The sequence below is a fragment of the Nonomuraea sp. C10 genome (assembly GCF_008017515.1).
In the GTDB taxonomy this organism is placed as follows: Bacteria; Actinomycetota; Actinomycetes; order Streptosporangiales; family Streptosporangiaceae; genus Nonomuraea; species Nonomuraea ferruginea.
This window is the reverse complement of the sequence record NZ_VPFF01000001.1, coordinates 4656836-4675652: the sequence shown is the minus strand read 5'-3', so window position 1 is coordinate 4675652 and position 18817 is coordinate 4656836. Positions and strand designations below refer to the sequence as shown.

At 70.3% G+C, this 18817-nt stretch carries 23 protein-coding genes; 9 read left to right on the top strand and 14 right to left on the bottom strand.

Annotation, left to right across the window (positions count from 1 at the left end):
- Positions 1-53: 53 nt before the first annotated feature.
- Entirely contained in the window at positions 54-1226 is a 1173-nt protein-coding gene (locus FR742_RS21535; protein WP_261808658.1) for an SLC13 family permease, read from the top strand.
- 39 nt (positions 1227-1265) lie between these two features.
- Entirely contained in the window at positions 1266-1709 is a 444-nt protein-coding gene (locus FR742_RS21530; protein WP_148032603.1) for a hypothetical protein, read from the top strand.
- Here the strand turns inward: FR742_RS21530 and FR742_RS44655 are convergent.
- The 5 genes from FR742_RS44655 to FR742_RS21515 form a co-directional block, all read right to left on the bottom strand.
- Entirely contained in the window at positions 1702-1848 is a 147-nt protein-coding gene (locus FR742_RS44655; protein ID WP_187281245.1) for a hypothetical protein, read from the bottom strand. The two genes, FR742_RS21530 and FR742_RS44655, sit on opposite strands and share 8 nt — an antisense overlap.
- Positions 1845-1982: a hypothetical protein gene (locus tag FR742_RS44650; protein ID WP_187281244.1), complete on the bottom strand. Its 138-nt coding sequence runs from the start codon at positions 1980-1982 to the stop codon at positions 1845-1847. The genes FR742_RS44655 and FR742_RS44650 overlap by 4 nt, the downstream gene beginning before the upstream one ends.
- A 98-nt stretch (positions 1983-2080) precedes the next feature.
- Positions 2081-2881 carry an inositol monophosphatase family protein gene (locus FR742_RS21525; protein WP_148032602.1) on the bottom strand — a complete coding sequence of 267 codons (801 nt, stop codon included), beginning with the start codon at positions 2879-2881 and terminating at the stop codon, positions 2081-2083.
- A 10-nt stretch (positions 2882-2891) separates the two neighbouring features.
- Positions 2892-3509: a hypothetical protein gene (locus FR742_RS21520; protein WP_148032601.1), complete on the bottom strand. Its 618-nt coding sequence runs from the start codon at positions 3507-3509 to the stop codon at positions 2892-2894.
- On the bottom strand, positions 3506-4567 hold the full coding sequence (locus tag FR742_RS21515) for a hypothetical protein (protein WP_246639253.1): 1062 nt from the start codon (positions 4565-4567) through the stop codon (positions 3506-3508). Before FR742_RS21515 ends, FR742_RS21520 begins: the two co-directional genes overlap by 4 nt.
- A gap of 182 nt (positions 4568-4749) precedes the next feature.
- On the opposite strand from FR742_RS21515, the gene FR742_RS45285 reads away from it, so the two are divergent.
- Entirely contained in the window at positions 4750-5091 is a 342-nt protein-coding gene (locus tag FR742_RS45285; protein WP_261808657.1) for a bifunctional 2-polyprenyl-6-hydroxyphenol methylase/3-demethylubiquinol 3-O-methyltransferase UbiG, read from the top strand.
- 69 nt (positions 5092-5160) lie between these two features.
- Positions 5161-5532 carry a hypothetical protein gene (locus FR742_RS45280; RefSeq protein WP_222709016.1) on the top strand — a complete coding sequence of 124 codons (372 nt, stop codon included), beginning with the start codon at positions 5161-5163 and terminating at the stop codon, positions 5530-5532.
- Here FR742_RS45280 and FR742_RS21505 read toward each other — a convergent pair.
- The 3 genes from FR742_RS21505 to FR742_RS21495 are packed head-to-tail and all read right to left on the bottom strand — an operon-like array spanning position 5529 to position 9112.
- Complete coding sequence (locus tag FR742_RS21505) at positions 5529-6302, bottom strand: sporulation protein (protein ID WP_148032600.1); 774 nt, start codon at positions 6300-6302, stop codon at positions 5529-5531. The genes FR742_RS45280 and FR742_RS21505 overlap by 4 nt on opposite strands.
- A 9-nt stretch (positions 6303-6311) precedes the next feature.
- Complete coding sequence (locus tag FR742_RS21500; RefSeq protein ID WP_148032599.1) at positions 6312-7550, bottom strand: SPFH domain-containing protein; 1239 nt, start codon at positions 7548-7550, stop codon at positions 6312-6314.
- Entirely contained in the window at positions 7547-9112 is a 1566-nt protein-coding gene (locus tag FR742_RS21495) for an SPFH domain-containing protein (protein WP_148032598.1), read from the bottom strand. Before FR742_RS21495 ends, FR742_RS21500 begins: the two co-directional genes overlap by 4 nt.
- A 143-nt stretch (positions 9113-9255) precedes the next feature.
- Between FR742_RS21495 and FR742_RS21490 the strand changes: the two genes are divergently transcribed.
- The 4 genes from FR742_RS21490 to uvrB are packed head-to-tail and all read left to right on the top strand — an operon-like array spanning position 9256 to position 13411.
- Positions 9256-10170, top strand: coding sequence for an ABC transporter ATP-binding protein (locus tag FR742_RS21490; RefSeq protein WP_187281243.1), 915 nt, complete (start codon positions 9256-9258; stop codon positions 10168-10170).
- Entirely contained in the window at positions 10167-11021 is an 855-nt protein-coding gene (locus tag FR742_RS21485; RefSeq protein WP_187281242.1) for an ABC transporter permease, read from the top strand. The genes FR742_RS21490 and FR742_RS21485 overlap by 4 nt, the downstream gene beginning before the upstream one ends.
- A gap of 14 nt (positions 11022-11035) precedes the next feature.
- The gene (locus tag FR742_RS21480) at positions 11036-11269 is read left to right on the top strand and encodes a helix-turn-helix transcriptional regulator (protein WP_148032597.1); all 234 of its coding nucleotides are present in this window, start codon (positions 11036-11038) and stop codon (positions 11267-11269) included.
- A 36-nt stretch (positions 11270-11305) separates the two neighbouring features.
- Positions 11306-13411, top strand: a complete 2106-nt coding sequence (gene uvrB / locus FR742_RS21475; RefSeq protein ID WP_148032596.1) for an excinuclease ABC subunit UvrB — start codon at positions 11306-11308, stop codon at positions 13409-13411.
- A 197-nt stretch (positions 13412-13608) separates the two neighbouring features.
- Here the strand turns inward: uvrB and FR742_RS21470 are convergent, their stop codons facing one another.
- Positions 13609-14100, bottom strand: coding sequence for a hypothetical protein (locus FR742_RS21470; RefSeq protein ID WP_148032595.1), 492 nt, complete (start codon positions 14098-14100; stop codon positions 13609-13611).
- 401 nt (positions 14101-14501) lie between these two features.
- Positions 14502-15137 carry a GPP34 family phosphoprotein gene (locus FR742_RS21465; RefSeq protein WP_187281241.1) on the bottom strand — a complete coding sequence of 212 codons (636 nt, stop codon included), beginning with the start codon at positions 15135-15137 and terminating at the stop codon, positions 14502-14504.
- 188 nt (positions 15138-15325) lie between these two features.
- On the opposite strand from FR742_RS21465, the gene FR742_RS21460 reads away from it, so the two are divergent.
- On the top strand, positions 15326-15811 hold the full coding sequence (locus tag FR742_RS21460) for a hypothetical protein (protein WP_222709015.1): 486 nt from the start codon (positions 15326-15328) through the stop codon (positions 15809-15811).
- A 10-nt stretch (positions 15812-15821) separates the two neighbouring features.
- Here FR742_RS21460 and FR742_RS21455 read toward each other — a convergent pair whose 3' ends face one another.
- The 4 genes from FR742_RS21455 to FR742_RS21440 all read right to left on the bottom strand — a co-directional run bounded on the left by FR742_RS21455 (position 15822) and on the right by FR742_RS21440 (position 18796).
- Positions 15822-16340: a Uma2 family endonuclease gene (locus tag FR742_RS21455; protein ID WP_261808870.1), complete on the bottom strand. Its 519-nt coding sequence runs from the start codon at positions 16338-16340 to the stop codon at positions 15822-15824.
- Between the two features lie 117 nt (positions 16341-16457).
- Positions 16458-17063 carry a hypothetical protein gene (locus FR742_RS21450; RefSeq protein ID WP_148032592.1) on the bottom strand — a complete coding sequence of 202 codons (606 nt, stop codon included), beginning with the start codon at positions 17061-17063 and terminating at the stop codon, positions 16458-16460.
- A gap of 238 nt (positions 17064-17301) precedes the next feature.
- A complete protein-coding gene (locus FR742_RS21445; RefSeq protein ID WP_148032591.1) occupies positions 17302-17889 on the bottom strand; it encodes a DUF4126 domain-containing protein in 588 nt (195 codons plus the stop codon).
- 4 nt (positions 17890-17893) lie between these two features.
- Positions 17894-18796 (bottom strand): choline/ethanolamine kinase family protein, encoded by a 903-nt coding sequence (locus tag FR742_RS21440; protein WP_148032590.1) that lies wholly within the window; start codon positions 18794-18796, stop codon positions 17894-17896.
- Positions 18797-18817 lie beyond the last annotated feature (21 nt).

The window sequence follows — 18817 nt, the reverse complement described above, 5'->3', positions numbered from 1 at the left end:
CAGTATCACGCGTGGGATCGGCCTTTCGCAGCCCGTGTGCGATCATCGTCCTCGTGTTGCGTCGTCTTGGCGTGCTCGACTGGATCAGGATCGGGCTGCTCGCGCTCGGCCTGCTCTTCGTGGCGACCGGCCTGCTCCCGCTGCCCGACGCCGCCGAGAGCCTGGCGGAGATCGGGCCGCTGCTGGTCTTCCTGGTCGGCATCATCGTGCTCGCCGAGCTGACCAAGGAGGCCCAGGTCTTCGACGCCATCGCGGCCAGGGTGGCGGTGCTCGGCCGCGGAAACTACGTCGCGCTCTTCCTGCTCTGCACTGCCTTCGCGTCATTTATCACGATATTTCTGAATCTCGATACGACTGCCGTCCTCCTCACCCCCGTCATGCTCGCCCTGGCGTCCCGGGCCCGCATCGCCGCCCTGCCGCTGGCCATGACGACCATCTGGTTCGCCAACACCGCGAGCCTGCTGCTGCCGGTGTCCAACCTGACCAACCTGCTCGCCATGGACGAGATCGGGCTGTCGCCGCTGGAGTTCGCCGCCCGCATGTGGGCGCCCCAGCTCGTCTCGATCGTGGTGACGATGGCGTTCCTGTGGGCGTTCTTCTGGCGTCGCGGCGAGCGCCGTGAGCTGCGCTACACCCCGCCCGTGCTGCAGCCGGTCGGCGACCGCGTGCTGTTCGGCGCCGCCTCGGCCGCGTGCCTGCTGTTCATCGTGGCCCTGCTGGCCCGGGTGGAGGTCGGCGTCGCCGCGGTCGCCGCGGCGCTGGTCGTGGTCGTCGCCTTCGCAGTGCGCGACCGCGCCCGGCTCACCTGGGGGCTGGTGCCCTGGCAACTGCTCGTCTTCGTGACCGGGCTGTTCCTGGTGGTGCCCACGCTGAGCCGCTACGGGCTGGCCGACCTGATGAACTGGCTGCTCGGCACGGACCGCGACCCGTACAGGACAGCCGCCGTCGGCGCCGGTCTGTCCAACGTCATCAACAACCTGCCCGCGTACAAGGCCGTGGAGGAGGTCATCCCGCCCGGCGACCGCGGCCAGCTGTTCGCCCTGCTCGTCGGCACCAACGTGGGGCCGGTGATCACGCCCTGGGCGTCGCTGGCCACGCTGCTCTGGTTCGAGTCGTGCCGCCGCCACGGCCTGCGGGTGCCGATGCGCCGCTTCCTGCTCACCGGGGCCGGTCTGGCCGTCGTCGGGCTGGTCACCACCACGTGGGCGCTGGTGACTTTCGGATAGTCCCGAACGAGCCGTCAAGGGTTCGCGACAATGGGCGCCATGCCCGAATCACGAAAGATGACCATCGCAGCGCTCGCCATGATCATGGCGCTGGCGGGTTGCGGCGGCGCCACCGACACCGCCGCCCCCTCGGAAGCGGCGCCCTCCACGGCATCCGCCGACACCCTCCCGGCCACGGACGACGCCTCCGCCCTGGCGGTGCGCCAGGTCAAGCTGGAAGTGCTCGGCGAGGGCACCTCCGCCCAGCCGATCGTCTACCACCTCGACACGAACGGCACCGAGAACGACGCGGACCTGCCCTGGTCGAAGACCGCCGAGATCGAGCTGACCGCCGCCGAGCAGAAGGCCGGCCGGCTGATCACCCTCGTGTCAGGGTCCGTACGGGACGCGAACGGCCAGTTCCAGCCCGCCGCCTGCCGGATCACCGTGGACGGAGAGAAGGTCGCCTCCGGCAAGGGCACGTGCGAGCACCTGCTCAAGTAGTGCGCCGGAGCTTCACCGGCCGGGGAGGGCGGCGGCGCCTGCGGCGCTCGTCCTCCTCCGGAACCTGCTCCGACGGGCGTGGCCCCACCACGACCGCGAACCACGGATGGGCCCAGTCCTTCCCCCGCTCATTGGTCATGCCGTCACCAGCCGATTACGGAAGGCGGCCGCACGGATCCGCTCGGGGGTGAAGGCGTCGGACGGTTGCGCAGCGGAGGCGAAGAGCACCCGCGCCGGCTCGCTTACGGTCACATCGGTCAGCATGGTCGCCATGGTGATCTCTCCTTTCCCTGCGGTGCCGCTTCCAAGCACTCTCTTCATCGACATCGACGGCAGACGGAAGTCATCGACCTTCCCACCTCGCCGGATGGTCAGCTGACAAGGGCCAGCAGGCCCGGCAGGGCCTTGGGGTGCGCGGCCACGAAACTGCGATCTCCGGCGCCGCCGTCGATGCTCTCCTCGAACGGCCCGCCGTCGAGCGCCCGGATCTCGATGCCCGCCTCCTGGGCGATCAGCGCCCCGGCCGGCAGATCGATCGCCTCCGCGCGGTAGCCGACGATGCCGTCGATGTCGCCACGGGCGAGCATCACCCACTGCAGCAACGGGGCCCACAGCTGCAGCACTCGTCTGGCGCTCAGCTCCAGGGCCGACTTCAGCAGGCACGCTCTGGCGTCTTGCCTGCTCACAGCATACCCCTGGGTCCAAGCCAGGAGCGGCCCGTGCGGAGAGGGCCGGTAGGACGCCGACAGCCGCGACCCCGACGGGGCCAGCGCGCCGCGGCCCTGGATCGCCGACCACGTCCGCGCCGTCACCGGGTCGTGCACCACGCCGAGCACCGGCCGGCCGGCCCGGCACAGCGCCAGCCCGACCACGTAGGCGGGCAGGCCGATGGCCACGTTGTTGGTGCCGTCGAGCGGGTCGACCAGCCACGTCCACTCGCCGCCCGTGGCGCCCAGCAGGCCTGACTCCTCGGCGATCACCGAGTGTGACGGGAACGCCGTCAGGATCCGGCCGGCCAGGAGCTCCTCCGACGCCAGGTCGAGATCGGTGACCACGTCGCCGGCGTCGCCCTTCTGGCGCACTCCGACCGCGCCCCGGGTGCCCTCCAGGAGCAGCGCCCCCGCGGCCTCGGCGGCCTCGACGGCGACCGCGCGGGCGTGATCCAGATCCATCGGGAACCCCTCAGCTCAGGTGGGCGGCTATCAGTCGGACGGCCAGCGCCGTCTCCGCGGTGTCGAGCGCCTGCCTCGGCACGTGGTGGCCGCCCGTGCGGAGCGGGCCGAGCGACAGGTCGCGGCTGCCCGGACGGCTCCGGCCGAGCGCGATCGTGGCGGTCTCCCCGCCCTCGGGGACGACGCTGCTGTGGAAGCGTCCTGACGGCAGCGTGTAGGTGTCGCCGGGCCCGAACACCTCCACCAGGCCGGTCTCGTGACGGACGGTGCGCGGGGTGGGGGAGATGCGGTCGCCGCCCGGCCCGCTGACGACCTCGAACACCCGGTGCGTGGCGTCGTGACCGGCGTCGGTCACCACGGCGTGCACGTTGCGCACCTGGCCGTAGAGGACGTGGCTGACCAGGTCCCAGCTGTGGCAGTGGATCTGCGAGGTGGTGCTGCGCGCGGGCGCCAGCGAGTCGGACCACAGATGGATACATACCCCCTCGCCGCCGTCGCGCTCCAGCGGCAGGCAGACGAATCCGAGCGGGTGGCGCACGCCGCGCAGACCGTCACCGGAGATCGCCGCCAGAGCCCAGGCCCTGGCCTCGCCGCGCGCGAGCCGCTGGAAGACGCCGCCGTAGCTCATGGGACCGCCGTCTCCCGCAGCGGCTCGCCATAGGGGTCGACCGCGCGCAGCGCCTTGCGGGCGATGTCGACGACGTCGCGGCCGTTGTAGGTCTTGGGCAACGGCACGCCGATCCGCTCGAACAGGTCCTGCACCTCCTCGATCGTGGGCTCGTCGCCGAGCTGCACGCTCCGGTACTTGTCCAGCGGGACCCGGCGCGCCTGCTCGAAGCTGAGCCGCAGCTCGGTGTCGCAGTTCTCGTAGTAGAAGGTGCCGGCCAGCGCCGTCATCGCGCGGTTCGGGTCCTCGACCGTCATGATCAGGCGGCTGCTGGACAGGTCCCAGCGGAACGTGGTCATCGTCGACGACAGGCCCACCCCGATGTCGAGCAGCCCGTAACGCTGCCGGTGCCAGAACGCCGCCAGGATGGTCGCGTACGACTCCTTCCTGACCCGGTCGGTGGTCCACCGCTCGCCGGTGCCGTCGGGCAGGTCGGACAGCGACCGCCGGTAGTGCGCGTACGTCTCGCAGACCTCGACGTCGGCCGGGTCGATCACCTCGATGCGCACGGTCAGGTGGCGCTTGTCGCGGCGGGCGGCCGCCACGCACGCGGGCAGGGTGACGGCGCGCAGGTAGGTGCCGGTGCCGCCCTTGAAGCTCCACCGCGTGGTGTCCTCGCGCGCCTCGGCGTGCGCCTGCGCGATCTCCTGCGAGCTGCCCAGCACCCGGACGAGCTGCAGCGCGTCCAGCGCCTTGCGGGTACGGTCGACCAGCGACTCGATCTGCTCCAGCCGGTCGAGCCTGGTCGGCAGCCGGCCGAGCACGTCGGAGGTGATGGCCTCCATCGGCGCCTGGCGGGCCCGGTCGCGCAGCAGCGCGGTGGCCACCAGCGCCAGGATCACCAGCGTCGCGGCGCTGACGAGCTGCGTCTGCACGGTGGCGCCGTTGTCGCCGAAGATCTCGTCGGGCATGATGCCGAGCACGCCCACCACGACGGCCAGCAGCAACGCGATGGCGACGTCGGCGTTCTGGACCGCCCACGGCGCGATCCGTTTCAACGCCCCCACGAACCGTGCCATCGCTGCCCCGTCCGACGAACAGTCAGTCCCGCCGTCATGGTAACGACGCTGCCAGGCCAGGGGCTAGCACAGGGAAAGCGCGTCCCCCGTACCGTTGAGGATCAACGGCCATGACCATCGACCCGGAGACCCTCTGTGTTCAACGGCGATCCTTCGGATCGCGGCTCAGTCGCTGAAATCCGGTGTCTTCCCTCGTCGTTCGGTCGCTTCGCTCCCTCTCTCCTCAGTCCAGACACCGGCGCTCCTTCGCACAGCCGGCTCCCGCCAGGGTTCTCGACGTGGGGGGCGGTACGGGCGTGCACGCGGAGTGGCTGGCCGCCGACGGCTACGACGTGGAGCTGATCGACCCGGTGCCGCTGCACGTGGCGCGGGCCGAGCGGCTGCCGGGGGTCACCGCGCGGTTGGGCCATGCCCGCGCGCTGCCCGCGCGCTGCCCGCGCGCTGCCCGCGCGCTGCCCGCGCGCTGCCCGCGCCGGACGGCGGGGCCGACGCGGTGGTGCTGCTCGGGCCGCTCTACCACCTGACCGAGCGCTACGACCGGGTGCGGGCGCTGGCCGAGGCGCGCCGGGCGGTGCGGCCCGGCGGGGGTGGTGGTGGCGGCGTTCATCAGTCGTTTCGCCGGGTTGCACGACGGGTTCGCCCGCGGCTTCGCGCTGCGGCCGGAGCATCTGGCGGCCGAGTACCACGCCGCGGACACCGGGCTCATGGTGTCCCCTCGGGAGGGCGGGTTCCGCGGGTTCTTCCACGACCCCGACGAGATCATCGGGGAGTTCGCCGACGCCGGGCTCGCCGAGCCCGTCCGGTACGGGCTGGAGGGCGCGTTCTGGCTGTACGGCGACATCGACGTGTGGCTGGACGACGAAGGGCGGCGCGAGCTGCTGCTCGACGCCGCCCGTCGGCTCGAATCGGTGCCGTCACTGCTGGGCGTGAGCGGCCACCTGCTGGCGGTGGCCAGGAAGGGCTAGAACCAGCCGCGCCTGCGCGCCATCGACTCCAGGCCGCGCTGGAGGGCCTGGTCGACGCCCGCCGGGTGCTCGTCGTAGCGGACGGTGAAGCGGTTGTAGGTGTCCTGGCCGGCACGCAGGAAGCCGTCGCGCTGGTCGGCCTCCAGGATGACGTCCATCTGCCGTGGGCCGGCGATGAACGTCAGCTCCAGCTCGTTGAAGTGGCGCCGCCACGAGCCGCCCGCGTAGTACTCGATCTCCTGGAAGAACGGCATCGTCGACCCGTGCAGCGTGCCCCGCTCCAGGTCGGCCTTCTTGAACCGGAAGCCGAGCCGGTCCAGCGCGGCGAGCACGTGGTCCTGGGCCGGGAGCGGGTTGACGAACAGCGGGTCCAGGTCGCCCTTGTCGAGCGCGCCGGCGAGCGCGAGCTCGGTGTGCACGCCGAGCCGCATGCCGCGCAGCGGGTGGCCGCCGATCGCGCTGATCGGCGTCTCCCACGGCACCGGGATCTCGAACGGCTGCCGGTGCTCGGCCTTGGCCGCCAGCTGCAGCGGGCCCGACACCTGCTGACGCAGGAAGCTGTAGGTCGTCTTGTACTCGCTGTCGCCGGACTCGACCTCCACCACGGCCGTCAGGTCGACGGTGATGGCCTCCACCTTGTAGTCGGAGCCGCCGCCGCGGAAGTGGACCACCCCGCGCAGCGGTTCGCCGGGGCGGACGCTGGCGTTCGACAGGACCGTGTCTACCTCGACGCCCGCGCCGAACGCGGCCATCAGCTTGCGGAACACCATGGGGTTCTCCTATGTGGTGGGTGGTTGTGCCCCGAGGCTCCTGCCGTTGGCCGAGATCCGGGGGAGCAACTGGGCCAGCAGAAGCGTGGACAACGCGGAGTCGCCGCCGCCCTGCTGGGTGCGGACCACCAGCGGCTGAGGGGCCTTCTCCGCGAGGGTGGCGCCCACGTCGAGGCGCCTGCGGGCGAGCTCGTACTGGAGCACGGCCCGGTTGTCGCGGTAGGAGTCGGCCAGCCGGCGCAGCGCCTTGGCCTCGTTCTCGGCGGCGGTCAGCTCGGCGCGGCCGCGTGCCTCGATCTCCCAGCGCACCCGCTGCGCCTCGGTCTCCTGCTCCTCCAGCATCCGGGCCACGTCCTTGCGCGCCGTGTTGTGCGCGGCCTTGACCTCGACCACCCGGGCGTCGCGGGTCTTCTTGGCCCGCTCGATCTCCATGAGCAGGGTGTCGATGCGGCGCTTGCGGGTCAGCTCCCACTCGCGCTCGTACGCCTGCAGCTCCTTGGCCACCTTCTCGCGGGTGGACAGGTGCTGCTGGTACTGGTCGGGCAGTTGCACGTCGGGGATGTTGGCGCCGGTGACGCGCACCCCGTAGCGGCCGAGCTGGCGGTTGAGCGCGTCCTGCATGTCGCCCACGTCCGAGCCGCGCAGGTCGTAGGCCCGCTCGGTGTTCACCCTGCGGCTGCGCTGCCGGATCGCGTCCTGCACGGCGCTGGACAGCACCAGGTCGAAGTTGCCGGCGCCGATCGTGCGGACGAACGCCACCGGGTCCACGATGCGGAACTTCAGGAAGAACTCGATCGACTTCAGCGGCACGTTCTCCGCCGTCGGGCAGGCCACGATCGGCGCCGAGTACGGGATCTCGGTCGAGGTGTCGACGACCGCGTCCACCCGGTCCCAGGGCAGCCAGAGGTAATGCCGGCCGGGAGGCAGCGTGGAGACGATCGCGCCCCAGCGGCTGCGCACCCCGGTGGTGCCCTCCTCGATCTCGATGATCGCCCGCCGCCACATCGTGAGCAGCGCGACGACCAGGAAGAACAGCGCGGCCAGCGCGGCGAGGACGGTCCAGTCCGTCAGCACCGCCATGCCGGCGAAGTAGACGGCCAGGAAGATCAGGATCATCCAGCTGAAGCCGCGCCGGTCCTTGGGGATGACGACGGGCACGAGCTGGCCCTGCTCGCCGCCGCGCAGCAGCTGGCGGATCTCCGACCAGGACGCCAGCGACTCCTTGATCTTCGAGAACTCGCGGCTCATCGCTCGACCTCCGTGGTGATCTCCAGGTCCGGGGCTTCCGTGACCTCGTCGGCGACCCGCTTCAGCAGCGCGTTGATCTCCGCCTCACGGCCGGACACGCGGGTGCCGATCTGCTGCAGCCTGACGCGGATGGCGGCCATGTCCTCGGGCGTGAACAGCACCGCCTCCTTGCCGCCGACCAGGCTCTGGGCCAGCTGGAGGAAGTCGATGTCGCTCTGCTCGCCGACGTGCACCACCTGCGGCAGCCGGTTCGCGACCGACTCCAGCTTGTCCAGCAGGTCCTGCTGGAAGCGGTAGTCGAGGATCTCCGGCGCCTCGGCCGCGCTCAGCGCCCGGATGTCCAGCGCCTGCGCCTCCAGCAGCGCCGAGTTGGCCTTGGCCTCGGACTCGGCCTCGACCAGGCGCTGCCTGGCCTGAGCGGTGGCCTGGTGGGTGGCCCGCTCCAGCGCGGTGTCCATCCGCGCCTGGTAGCCGGCGATCTCGGCCTGGATGGCGCTCAGCGTCTCCTGCAGCCCGGCCAGCTCCTTGACCAGGTCGCCCTCGTTCTGCTCCTTGCGCAGGTTGAGCTCGTACTCGTAGGTGTAGGCCTCCTTGGCCACCCGGACCATCTCGGGGGCGGCCAGGTCCATGCGGTACTCCTGGCTGGAGGGCTCGGCGTGGGTGATGTTCACGTCCGTGAGCCGCACCGCGGGCAGGAACTGCTGGTTCAGGCTGTCGAGCATGCCGTGCGTGCTCTCTCCGACCAGGTCGTAGATCTCCTCGGCGCGCTGGGCGTAGATGAGGGAACGGGTGACCTCGCTGATGGCGTTCTGGAGCTTGGACTGGAAGCCGCTCACCGAGCCGAGCACGAAGATGAACTCGGCCGGGTTCTCGATCCTGAACTGCAGGAACAGGTCGACGCTGGCCTTGACGCCCTGCTGGGTCGGCGCCTCGCTGATGGGCGCGTTGAAGGGGTACTCGCGGGTGGTGTTGACGATGTAGCTGACCCGCTTCCACGGGTTGAACAGCGTCACCCGGCCCGGGTCGGCGATGTGCACCAGCTTGCCGAACTGGGTGATCAGCGCCTTGCAGCCCTCCGGCACCATCACCACGCTGCGCCGCCACCACAGGAACGCCGCGGCCAGGACCAGGACCACCCAGTAGTGGGGGCCGAAGAACAGGTCGGTGTTCGGGATGACGTTGCCGAGCGCGCCGATCAGGCCGAGCGCCACCAGGATGACCAGGGGGACGACGACCTTGGCGGTGCCGCTCTTGGGGATCACCACGGGCGAGATGACGTGCATGCCGTTCTCGGCGAAGCTGCGGTTGACGATCTCGCCGGCCTCGTTGAGCGAGGCGGTGCGCGCCTCGATCAGCGTGCCGACCGACACGCCGCCGTCACGGGCGGCGGCGAAGTCGTGCGGGTTGAGCGCGAACCCCTGGACCTGGTTGGTGTATTGCCCGGACTGCTGGACGACCTGGCCCATGGCCTGTCCGACAGCCTGACGAACGTTTCCTCCTTGGGCGACCGCTTGGGCTACGCCCTGGCCCGCCTGCCTCAGGGCCTCTCTGGGTCGTGACATGAAACCTTCCTCTTCCGCTACAAGCGAATTCAGACCGTATCGGGTGAGGCTTGCCATCTGCTTGCAAAGCGGTGTCGTACGTCTATTGCCAGAAGTAGTAGTCGTGCTATGAATGTAGTAGTCCTACTACATCGGAGGGGGTCATGAGCACCACCAGAGAACTGGACGGTGACCTCAATGTGACGAACGAGGGCACCGCGATCGAGGTCAGTGGCCTGCGCATGGCGTACGGCGACAAGGAGGTGCTGCGGGGCGTCGACTTCGCCGTCGCGCCCGGCGAGGTGATCGCCCTGCTCGGGCCGAACGGCGCGGGCAAGACCACCACGATCGAGATACTCGAAGGCTTCCGGATCCCCTCCGGCGGCCGGGTGCGGGTGCTCGGCACCGAACCGGCGCGCGGCGGCGAGGCGTGGCGGGCCAGGATCGGCGTGGTCCTGCAGTCCTGGCGCGACCACGGCCGCTGGCGGGTGCACCAGCTCCTGCACCATCTGAGCCGCTACTACGTGCCGTACGCGAAGCCCGGGCGGCTGCCGCTCGACACGGCCGACCTGATCGAGGCGGTCGGCCTCGGCAAACACGCCGGCCAGCGCGTCAGCCGGCTCTCCGGCGGCCAGCGGCGCCGCCTCGACGTCGCCATCGGCATCGTCGGCCGCCCCGAGGTGCTCTTCCTCGACGAGCCGACCGCCGGCTTCGACCCGCAGGCCAGGCGCGACTTCCACGACCTCGTGCACCGCCTGTCGGACCTGGACGACACCACGATCCTGCTCACCACGCACGACCTCGACGAGGCCGAGAAGCTCGCCGACCGCATCCTCATCCTGGCCGGCGGCAAGATCGTCGCCGACGGCAGTCCCGACAGCCTGACCCGCCAGGTCTCCCGTGACGCCCAGGTGCGCTGGAGCCGCGACGGCGAGCACTTCGTGCACGCCACCGACGACGCCACCGCCTTCGTCCGCGGCCTGTTCGAGCAGCACGGCAGCGGGATCACCGACCTGGAGGTGCGCCGGGCCACCCTGGAGGACACCTACATGGCCATCGTCAAGAGGGAGGAAGCGTGAACCCCACGCTGCACGCCGCCCGGCTGGGGCTCACCCGCGGGTGGATGGAGTTCAAGCATCAGGTGACCAGCGCGCAGGACATGGGCTTCACCGTGGTCACCACCGCGGCCTTCGTCGTCGTGCTCTACTTCCAGCGCGACGCCACCCTGCCCGGCACCGACCTCTCCCTGGCGGCGGCCACGCTGCCCGGCCTGCTCGGCCTGATGATCCCGATCAACGCGCTCATGGGCGCGGTGGGCACGCTCTCCGTCGAGCGTGAGGACGGCACCCTGCTCAGGGCCAAGGCGCTGCCCCAGGGCATGGTCGGCTACCTCGTCGGCAAGGTCGTCATGCTCTCGATATCCACCCTGGCCTCCCTGGTGGTGCTGCTCGTCGCCGGGCTGTTCCTCGTACCGGAGCTGGCCGGCACAGGGGTGGGCGGCTGGCTCACCATCGCCTGGATCACGGTGCTCGGCCTCCTGTCGGCGCTCCCGCTCGGGGCGGTCATCGGCGCCGTGGCCGGCAGCCCGCAGGCCGCCGGCGGGCTGGTGATGCTGACCGTCGGCGGGCTCACCGCGATCTCCGGGATCTTCTACCCGATCACCGCGCTCGCCGGCTGGCTGCAGGGCCTGGCCCACGTCTTCCCGCTCTACTGGCTCGGCCTCGGCATGCGCTCGGCGCTGCTGCCCGACGCGGCCGCCGCCGCCGAGATCGGCGGCTCGTGGCGCCCGGTCGAGACCACGCTCGTGCTCGTCGCCTGGGCCGTGGCCGGGCTGGTGCTGGCCCCGCCGATCCTGCGCAGGATGGCCAGGCGCGAGTCCGGCTCGCTGATGGAGCAGCGCCGTCACCGCGCCATGCAGCGGATCGGCTGAGAAGATGGGCGACGATGAGCGAGAACGTCTACAACCGCATCGCCCTGCTGCGGGCCGAGCGTGGTGTCACCCGAAGGCAACTCGCCGACGCCCTGGGGGTGCACTACCAGACGATCGGCTACCTGGAGCGCGGCGAATACAGTCCCAGCCTCTACCTGGCGCTGCGCATCGCCGGATACTTCGAGGTGCCCGTGGAGGTCGTCTTCTCCACCACGCCGTTCCCGCGCATCGGTGAGCGATCGGCCTGACGGTTTATGTCAGTGGCTGCGCCTACAGTGGGCAGTATGCGTCCGGTCACAGATTTGCAGCGGAAGGTGGCGCCGTTCGAGGTCGTCACCGAGATGACTCCCTCGGGCGACCAGCCGACGGCCATCGCCGAGCTGGAGCGCCGCGTCAAGGCCGGGGCCAAGGACAGCGTGCTGCTCGGCGCCACCGGCACCGGCAAGACCGCCACCATCGCGTGGCTCATCGAGCGCCTGCAGCGGCCCACCCTGGTCATGCAGCCCAACAAGACGCTCGCCGCCCAGTTCGCCAACGAGCTGCGCGAGATGCTGCCCAACAACGCGGTCGAATACTTCGTCTCCTACTACGACTACTACCAGCCCGAGGCCTACGTCCCGCAGAGCGACACCTACATCGAGAAGGACTCCTCGATCAACGACGAGGTCGAGCGGCTGCGCCACTCGGCCACCAACTCGCTGCTGACCCGCCGCGACACCGTCGTGGTCGCCTCCGTGTCCTGCATCTACGGCCTCGGCACGCCGCAGGAGTACGTCGACCGCATGACCCGGCTGCGCGTCGGCATGGACATCGACCGCGACCGGCTGCTGCGCCGCCTCGTCGACATGCAGTACACCCGCAACGACCTCGCCTTCACCCGCGGCACGTTCCGGGTCCGCGGTGACACCATCGAGATCATCCCCAAGTACGAAGAGCTCGCCGTCCGCATCGAGATGTTCGGCGACGAGATCGAGAAGCTGTCCACCATGCACCCGCTCACCGGCGAGGTCATCACCGAGGACGACGAGCTCTACATCTTCCCCGCCTCCCACTACGTGGCGGGCGAGGAGCGGATGTCCGCCGCCGTCGCCGGCATCGAGGCCGAGCTGGCCGACCGGCTCGCCGAGCTGGAGCGGCAGGGCAAGCTGCTGGAGGCGCAGCGGCTGCGCATGCGCACCACCTACGACATCGAGATGATGCGCCAGATCGGCACCTGCTCCGGCATCGAGAACTACTCGCGCCACATGGACGCCCGCGAGGCCGGCAGCGCGCCCAACACGCTGCTCGACTACTTCCCCGAGGACTTCCTGCTGGTGCTCGACGAGTCCCACCAGACCGTGCCGCAGATCGGCGCCATGTACGAAGGCGACGCCTCCCGCAAGCGCACCCTCGTCGACCACGGCTTCCGGCTGCCGTCCGCGCTCGACAACCGGCCGCTGAAGTGGGAGGAGTTCCTGGAGCGCATCGGGCAGACCGTCTACCTGTCCGCCACCCCCGGGCCCTACGAGCTGGGCCGGGTCAAGGGCGACGTCGTCGAGCAGGTCATCCGGCCCACCGGGCTGGTCGACCCCGAGGTCGTGGTCAAGCCGACCAAGGGGCAGATCGACGACCTGGTGCACGAGATCCGCGAGCGGGCCGAGCGCGACGAGCGGGTGCTCGTGACCACGCTGACCAAGAAGATGGCCGAAGACCTGACCGACTACCTTTTGGAGCTCGGCATCCGGGTCCGCTACCTCCACAGCGAGGTAGACACGCTGCGCCGCATCGAGCTGCTGCGGGAGCTGCGCAGCGGCGAGTTCGACGTGCTCGTCGGCATCAACCTCCTGCGCGAGGGGCTCGACCTGCCCGAGGTGTCGCTGGTCGCCATCCTCGACGCCGACAAGGAGGGCTTCCTGCGGTCCGAGACGTCCCTCATCCAGACGATCGGGCGGGCGGCGCGTAACGTGTCCGGGCAGGTTCACATGTACGCCGACAAGGTCACGCCGTCGATGGAGCGGGCCATCGACGAGACCAACCGGCGGCGGGCCAAGCAGGTCGCCTACAACAAGGCCAACGGCATCGACCCGCAGCCGTTGCGCAAGAAGATCGCCGACATCCTCGACTCGTTGCAGCGGGAGGACGCCGACACCCGGCAGCTCATGGGGGGTGGGCGGTCCCAGTCGCGGGGCAAGGCCCCGGTGCCGGGGTTCGCCGCCAAGGCGGGGCAGCATGCCAAGGCGATCGCGGGGGAGATGCCTCGGGCGCAGATGGAGTCGTTGATCGACTCGTTGACCGAGCAGATGCATCAGGCGGCTGCCGACCTGCAGTTCGAGGTGGCGGCTCGGCTTCGTGACGAGATCAAGGAGCTCAAGCGGGAGCTTCGGGACATGCGCGAGGCTGGGGTTCGCTGACTCTCGGCCTTTGTGCCGCTGTGGTGAGCGTTTCGGCTTTTGTGTCGCCTCTGTGGGCTTTTCGGTCCTTGTGCTGCGGGGGTGTCCTGGTCTTTGTGCCGCTGCGGTGGGCGGGCGACCCGGCCTCGCGCGATTGCCCGGGGTCTGGTGGTCTTCGCCTTCGGCGTGGGCCGGGCGCGGGGGTACCTGGCACGGTCTTAACTCGGCCGGGTCGCCCGCCCACCTCCGCTTGCCCCTCTCCGTCCGTCCGGACTCGCGCCGTAGTGGTGCTTTGCCGCTTTTGCGGCTGCTTCGCCGCCGATGCTGAAGCTCTGGCTCACCCCGTGCTCGGGTGCTCGCCGTAGCTGAAGCGTCGCTTTCCGGGCCATGTGAGCGCTGGTCGTCGTAGCTTTCCGGGCTCCGGTACGGTCAGCCGCGGCGTTTTTGCGGCGGTCGGCGCGTTGCTTCTTGGCGGTGCGGGGAGGAGCGCCTGCCGGTTCGCCGAATTTCAGGGAGTCGAGTCTCAGGTCGAGTCGGCGGCGGGCCGCCGCCCAGGCCACGCCGAGGAGCGCCAGCGGGAGGAGCCAGAGCCAGGCCGTGTGCCTGAAGGACACGATCGCCGCCACCGTCGGTTCGCGGAGGCTGGTGGCCAGGACGTCCACGGTGACGGCGCCGGCGTCGTAGGCGTCCGGGTCGCTTACGTCGATCACGCGTTGTTCGCGTCCTCCGGTGATGGCGCGGGGCTCCGAGGCGGGGGTCGTGGTCTCGACTCCCAGCCGGGGGAAGCGCAGGGTGATGGACGAGCCGGAGCGGGGCGCAGGGTCACCGTCACCTTGTCCGCCGGCGGCTCCGTTCCGCTGGTCAGGTGGGCCAGGTCTCGCCGAACTCGATCGGGGTGGGCGCGGGCGATCAGCCTCGGGCTGTGAGGCTGGCATTCAGGGCGTCGAGCCCTGACGGCTGCGTGGTCCGGAGGGCTCCCGTAGTGGGGGCCGGGATGCCTTGCGGTTCGCTGGGTGGTTCCTGGTTGCCGGGAGCCGGCTCGTGCGGGAGGTTCGCCATCGCGTCCACCACCGTTCGCTGCGACGTGGGCCCGTCCCCGATCTCCGTCTGGTCAGGTGGCGGTGCCGCCTGCGATCCTGCCGATGCTCTCCTTGGCGGCCCGGTCGAACGATTGCGCGACCAGGGTGCCCAGGGGGTTCTGGGCTGCCATCTCCTGGGCGCGTCGGCGTTCTGGTTTCGGCAGGTTCTTGGGGAGGAGCTTGCCTGCGTGGGCCAGGGAGACGAGTGCCGAGACGCGGGCGTCGGGCTCGGCTCCGGTCAGCACGGCTCTCAAGCGGTCGTGGAGTGCCGCTCTTGGCGCCGGGCTGGTCTCAGGGTAGACCTCCTCTTTGAAGATGCGCAGGTAGCGGCGGGTTTCTGCGGTGATCAGGCCTTGGCGTACGAGCGCGGCCAGTAATCGGGTGCGGCGCTCGGGTGTGTACATCGAGACCCACCAGTCGGTGAAGGCCGGGGGTGGGCCGCTGTGGGCTGTCAGGTGGTGGAGTGTCTGGTCCAGTTCGGGGTTGCCGGTGGGCTCGGGGTCGCGTACGTGTAGGTGGCCGTTCTCCAGGGCGAGTCTGTCCATGACGACGAGTTCGGCGAGCACGGCGGCGCTCAGCGTGTAGTCCAGCATCTCCTGGTTGACCGAGACCACGCCGTCGGGGCGGAGGGCCAGCAGGAGGAGCTCTTCGGCGATGAGCGGCTTCATGGATCCAATCTGGCGCATCGCGAGCCGGCATGGGCACCCGAAGCCTTTGGAGGATCGCCCGGCGAGTGGCCCGGGAAACCGCGGGGAGGCGGCTGCCGAGGAACGGCTAGGGTGCGGGGATGCGGCGGTGTGCGGGGTGCGGGTTGTGGGAGCCGGCCGGGGCGCCGGGGTGTGTGAAGTGCGCCCGGGTGGTGGACGGACTCGTCGAGGAGGGGTGGCGGGAGTTTCTGCGGGGGGAGTTCGGGGGGCTCTCCGCTGAGGAGGAGCGGGGGGTCGCCGAGATGGTGATCGACGAGCTCGACCGGCATCTCTGGCGGGTGGTCGACGCCGCCTATGACCGGCTGGTCTGCGGAGAGTGCGGGGGAGCGCTCAGCCGGGGGGCCGCCGGGTGCGCCACGTGTGATCGGGCGCATGGTTACCGGTACGCGGCGGTCGAGGTGGATCGGCCGGGGGTGGTGCCGGGCAACGAGCATGCGCTGCGGGTGAACGTGTCGGTGGTGCGGCGGCCGTACGGGATCTCCGATAAGGAGTTGCTGGCGCGGCGGCTGTCGCTGCCGATCCTGCTGGAAGGACATCTGCCGACCATCGAGCAGGCGCAGGCGGCCCGGGCCGTTCTCAACAAGGGCGGATCGGCCGAGGAGTACGCGGCCTTCATCCATCAGGAGTGGAGTTAGCGGGGCCGCCTCAGCGCCTGACCTTGTCCAGGTCGAGATCGACGTCGACGGGGAAGCCGATGTCGGTGTGCAGCCGGCCGCGATGGATGCCGGTGGGCAGATAGGCCTTGACGGCGGGCTCCAGCTCGAAGGTGTAGGCGACGGGGCGGTCGTCCTCCAGCTCGACGCGCCAGAAGTGTTTGATGCCCGCGCTCGCGTATTTGCTCGGCTTGGTGGTGCGGTCTCTGTCGCGGGACTCCTCGGAGACCACCTCGACGACCAGATGAACGTCTGCCGGCTTGAAAGTGGTGAGGCCGATCTGCTGGGCGGCAGCGGTCTTCACCAGCATGATGTCCGGCTCGGGGCGCTGGCGCAGGCCCAGGGTCACGGTCATCTCCCGGATGACGACGAGGTGGTCGGGCGGGCGGAGCTCCCTTTCCAGCAGCCTGAGAACAAGCATGTGGAACATTGTCTGGGGCGACATCATGATGAGCCCACCATCGATCAGTTCGACGTGCGGTGGCGCGTCGGGGGGGAGGTGATCGAGCATGTCGGCGGTCCAGCCGCCCGGAGGGCCGGGGTAGAACCATTCCGGAAAGGCTGTGGTCATGACGACGCCTCCTCGGAGATGTGACCCTTCGGAATCATGATGCCACAGTGGGTGGTGTCAGGGCTGCTCTTTGCGGTCCTGCATGGTCCTGCGGTAGAGGTCGTCGATCTCCTGGAGGGGGTCGGGGGCCGGGCGGCGGGCCTCGATCTCCAGGTCGGTGCGGGTGCGCAGGTCCTCCAGGCCGGTGGCCGAGTGTTGCACCTGGTCGCTGAGGAGATCGGCGCGGATGCGGGCGCACATGGCCGTCAGCTTGGCCTGGTGCTCGCGCAGCGTGCCCAGCGTGGCGTGGTCGACGTAGCGTGAGACGCGGGCCTGCTGCGCGTACATGCCGAGCTGGCCGTCGTGCACGTCGGCCTGGGCCGTCAGGTCGGACAGCAGGCGGGGCAGGTCGCCCAGGCCCCAGCCCTGGCGCTGGGCCTGCTCGACCGCCTGGCGGGTCAGCGAGACCTCGCGGCGCAGGTCGAGGCGGAGGCGCTCGACCTCGGCGGCGTCGCCGGCGCCCATGGCGTTGACGTGCGTGGTCAGCCGGGTGGTGGCCTCCCTGGCCTTGACCGCGGCCTTCTTGCCGACCTTGACCAGCACGTAGACGCCCACCCCGGCGATCAGCAGCAGGAACGCCAGGATGACCAGCACGATCATGAGGAGCTCGCCGATCGGGGACACCTCCTGTGTGGGGCTCTTGGTTTCGAGGATAGTGCCCCCGCGGCGATGGGAAAGGCCCGGCAGCGGGGTGAACGCTGCCGGGCCTCTCGTCATGCGGGCGCGGGGCGGGGGCCACTGAGCGCCCGCACGGCCGGCGGGCCGCCGTGGGGCGGACGCGGAACCCGACGGTACGGAACGAAGCGGGCGCGCCACATCCGCCTGGCAGGTGTTGACGCGGTGACCGGTGCCGCGCTACCGGTCAGATCCGGTTCCGGCGGGCGCGCCGGCGGCGGACCTTCCTGATCACCCACCAGGCGATCAGCGCCAGCAGGATCAGGGCGAGGATCACCAGGACCGGCGCGAACACCGCCACCAGGCTCAGGCCCAGGGCGCCGCTGTCCTCGGCGACGCTGGCCACGGGGGCGCCGGCGCCGGCCGTGGTGGCGTTGACCACCGGCCGGGCCGCGGTCTTCAGCAGGTGCACGGCCAGCGCCATGACGATGCCCAGCACCCAGCCGAGCCACGGGTTCTCCGCCATCCAGGCCGAGCTGTCCAGCTCGGCCGCCGCGGTGGTGGCGCTGAACACCACGCCGCCGGACGCCGGCCGGACCGCCGTCTGGATCACGTCGTTCACCGTGTCGACGGCCGGCACCTTGTCCAGCACGAACTCGGCGGCCAGCAGCACCGCGATCACCCCGAGCACGCCCCAGTTCGACAGCCAGGCGTACCCGTCGGGCAGCTTCACCGCGTCGGTGACGTTGGCGAGCACGCCCACGACCAGCAGGGGGATGTAGGCGTTCAGCCCGGCGGCGGTCGACAGGCCGAGTCCGGTCAGAGTGGCGAACATGGTTCTAGTCTGCCCGCGCCGCCTCGTCCATGAGGGACGGAAGCTCCGCGCCGGTGAACTCGGCCACCGCCCGCTCGTACTTCTCCATCCCCCACGACCAGAAGTCGAAGTCGATCGGCTGGTCCGCGCCGTCCTGGATCGACGCCCACAGGGTCCAGCCGTACTTCGCCATCAGCCCCAGCAGCCGGGCGCGGGCGATCTTGTGGCGCAGGCGGCGGCCGTAGTAGGCGGTCACCAGTTCCTCCAGCTGGCCGGGAGAGAGGTCCGACTCGCTCCACAGGTTGCCCAGCTCGAAGCAGGGGTCGTTGTTGCCCGCGTACTCGTAGTCGATCAGCCAGAGGCGCTGCCCGTCGTCGATGATGTTGCCGGCCAGCAGGTCGTTGTTACACGGAACCGTCGCTTCCCGCCGCACTTCCAGACATTTCTGGATTTGAGCGACCTGGGGCATGAACTCCAGATACCGCGCCGGTAGCCGGAACCCGCGCTCCCGCACGATCCCGAGATACCGCCGCTGCACGTCGAACATGTCGAACTCGCGGGGAAAGCGCGGCCCCGCGTGCAGCCGCCGGCACGTCTCGGCCAGCCGGGGCAGGTTCGCCGGGTCGCGCACGTCGGCCTCGGTGAACGTGCGCCCGGGGATGTAGCCCACGACCAGCCCTTCACCCGGCAGATAGGCGTGCACCGGAGCGCCCACCCCCGCCTCGGCGGCGGCCAGCGTCGCCAGGTGCTCGGCGTCCCTGTCGATGAACAGCAGCGAGCCGTCGCCGCCGAACACCCGCACCACGAACGTCCCGCCGTCGGTCGTCACCTTGAAGTTGCGGTTGGTCAGCCCGCCGGGCAGCTCCTCCACGGAACGCGGCACGCCGGACAGGAGGGGGATGCGGTCGAGGATCTCGAGCACGGCCATGGTCGATGCTAAGCCGACGCG

Excerpts from the sequence above, each read along its gene's own strand:
- FR742_RS21530 (WP_148032603.1), top strand. The coding sequence starts at position 1,266 with ATGCCCGAATCACGAAAGATGACCATCGCAGCGCTCGCCATGATCATG.
- FR742_RS44655 (WP_187281245.1), bottom strand. The coding sequence starts at position 1,848 with ATGACCAATGAGCGGGGGAAGGACTGGGCCCATCCGTGGTTCGCGGTC.
- FR742_RS44650 (WP_187281244.1), bottom strand. The coding sequence starts at position 1,982 with ATGGCGACCATGCTGACCGATGTGACCGTAAGCGAGCCGGCGCGGGTG.
- FR742_RS21525 (WP_148032602.1), bottom strand. The coding sequence starts at position 2,881 with ATGGATCTGGATCACGCCCGCGCGGTCGCCGTCGAGGCCGCCGAGGCC.
- FR742_RS21520 (WP_148032601.1), bottom strand. The coding sequence starts at position 3,509 with ATGAGCTACGGCGGCGTCTTCCAGCGGCTCGCGCGCGGCGAGGCCAGG.
- FR742_RS21515 (WP_246639253.1), bottom strand. The coding sequence starts at position 4,567 with ATGGCACGGTTCGTGGGGGCGTTGAAACGGATCGCGCCGTGGGCGGTC.
- FR742_RS21505 (WP_148032600.1), bottom strand. The coding sequence starts at position 6,302 with ATGGTGTTCCGCAAGCTGATGGCCGCGTTCGGCGCGGGCGTCGAGGTA.
- FR742_RS21500 (WP_148032599.1), bottom strand. The coding sequence starts at position 7,550 with ATGAGCCGCGAGTTCTCGAAGATCAAGGAGTCGCTGGCGTCCTGGTCG.
- FR742_RS21495 (WP_148032598.1), bottom strand. The coding sequence starts at position 9,112 with ATGTCACGACCCAGAGAGGCCCTGAGGCAGGCGGGCCAGGGCGTAGCC.
- FR742_RS21490 (WP_187281243.1), top strand. The coding sequence starts at position 9,256 with ATGAGCACCACCAGAGAACTGGACGGTGACCTCAATGTGACGAACGAG.
- FR742_RS21480 (WP_148032597.1), top strand. The coding sequence starts at position 11,036 with ATGAGCGAGAACGTCTACAACCGCATCGCCCTGCTGCGGGCCGAGCGT.
- uvrB (WP_148032596.1), top strand. The coding sequence starts at position 11,306 with ATGCGTCCGGTCACAGATTTGCAGCGGAAGGTGGCGCCGTTCGAGGTC.
- FR742_RS21465 (WP_187281241.1), bottom strand. The coding sequence starts at position 15,137 with ATGAAGCCGCTCATCGCCGAAGAGCTCCTCCTGCTGGCCCTCCGCCCC.
- FR742_RS21455 (WP_261808870.1), bottom strand. The coding sequence starts at position 16,340 with ATGCTCGATCACCTCCCCCCCGACGCGCCACCGCACGTCGAACTGATC.
- FR742_RS21445 (WP_148032591.1), bottom strand. The coding sequence starts at position 17,889 with ATGTTCGCCACTCTGACCGGACTCGGCCTGTCGACCGCCGCCGGGCTG.
- FR742_RS21440 (WP_148032590.1), bottom strand. The coding sequence starts at position 18,796 with ATGGCCGTGCTCGAGATCCTCGACCGCATCCCCCTCCTGTCCGGCGTG.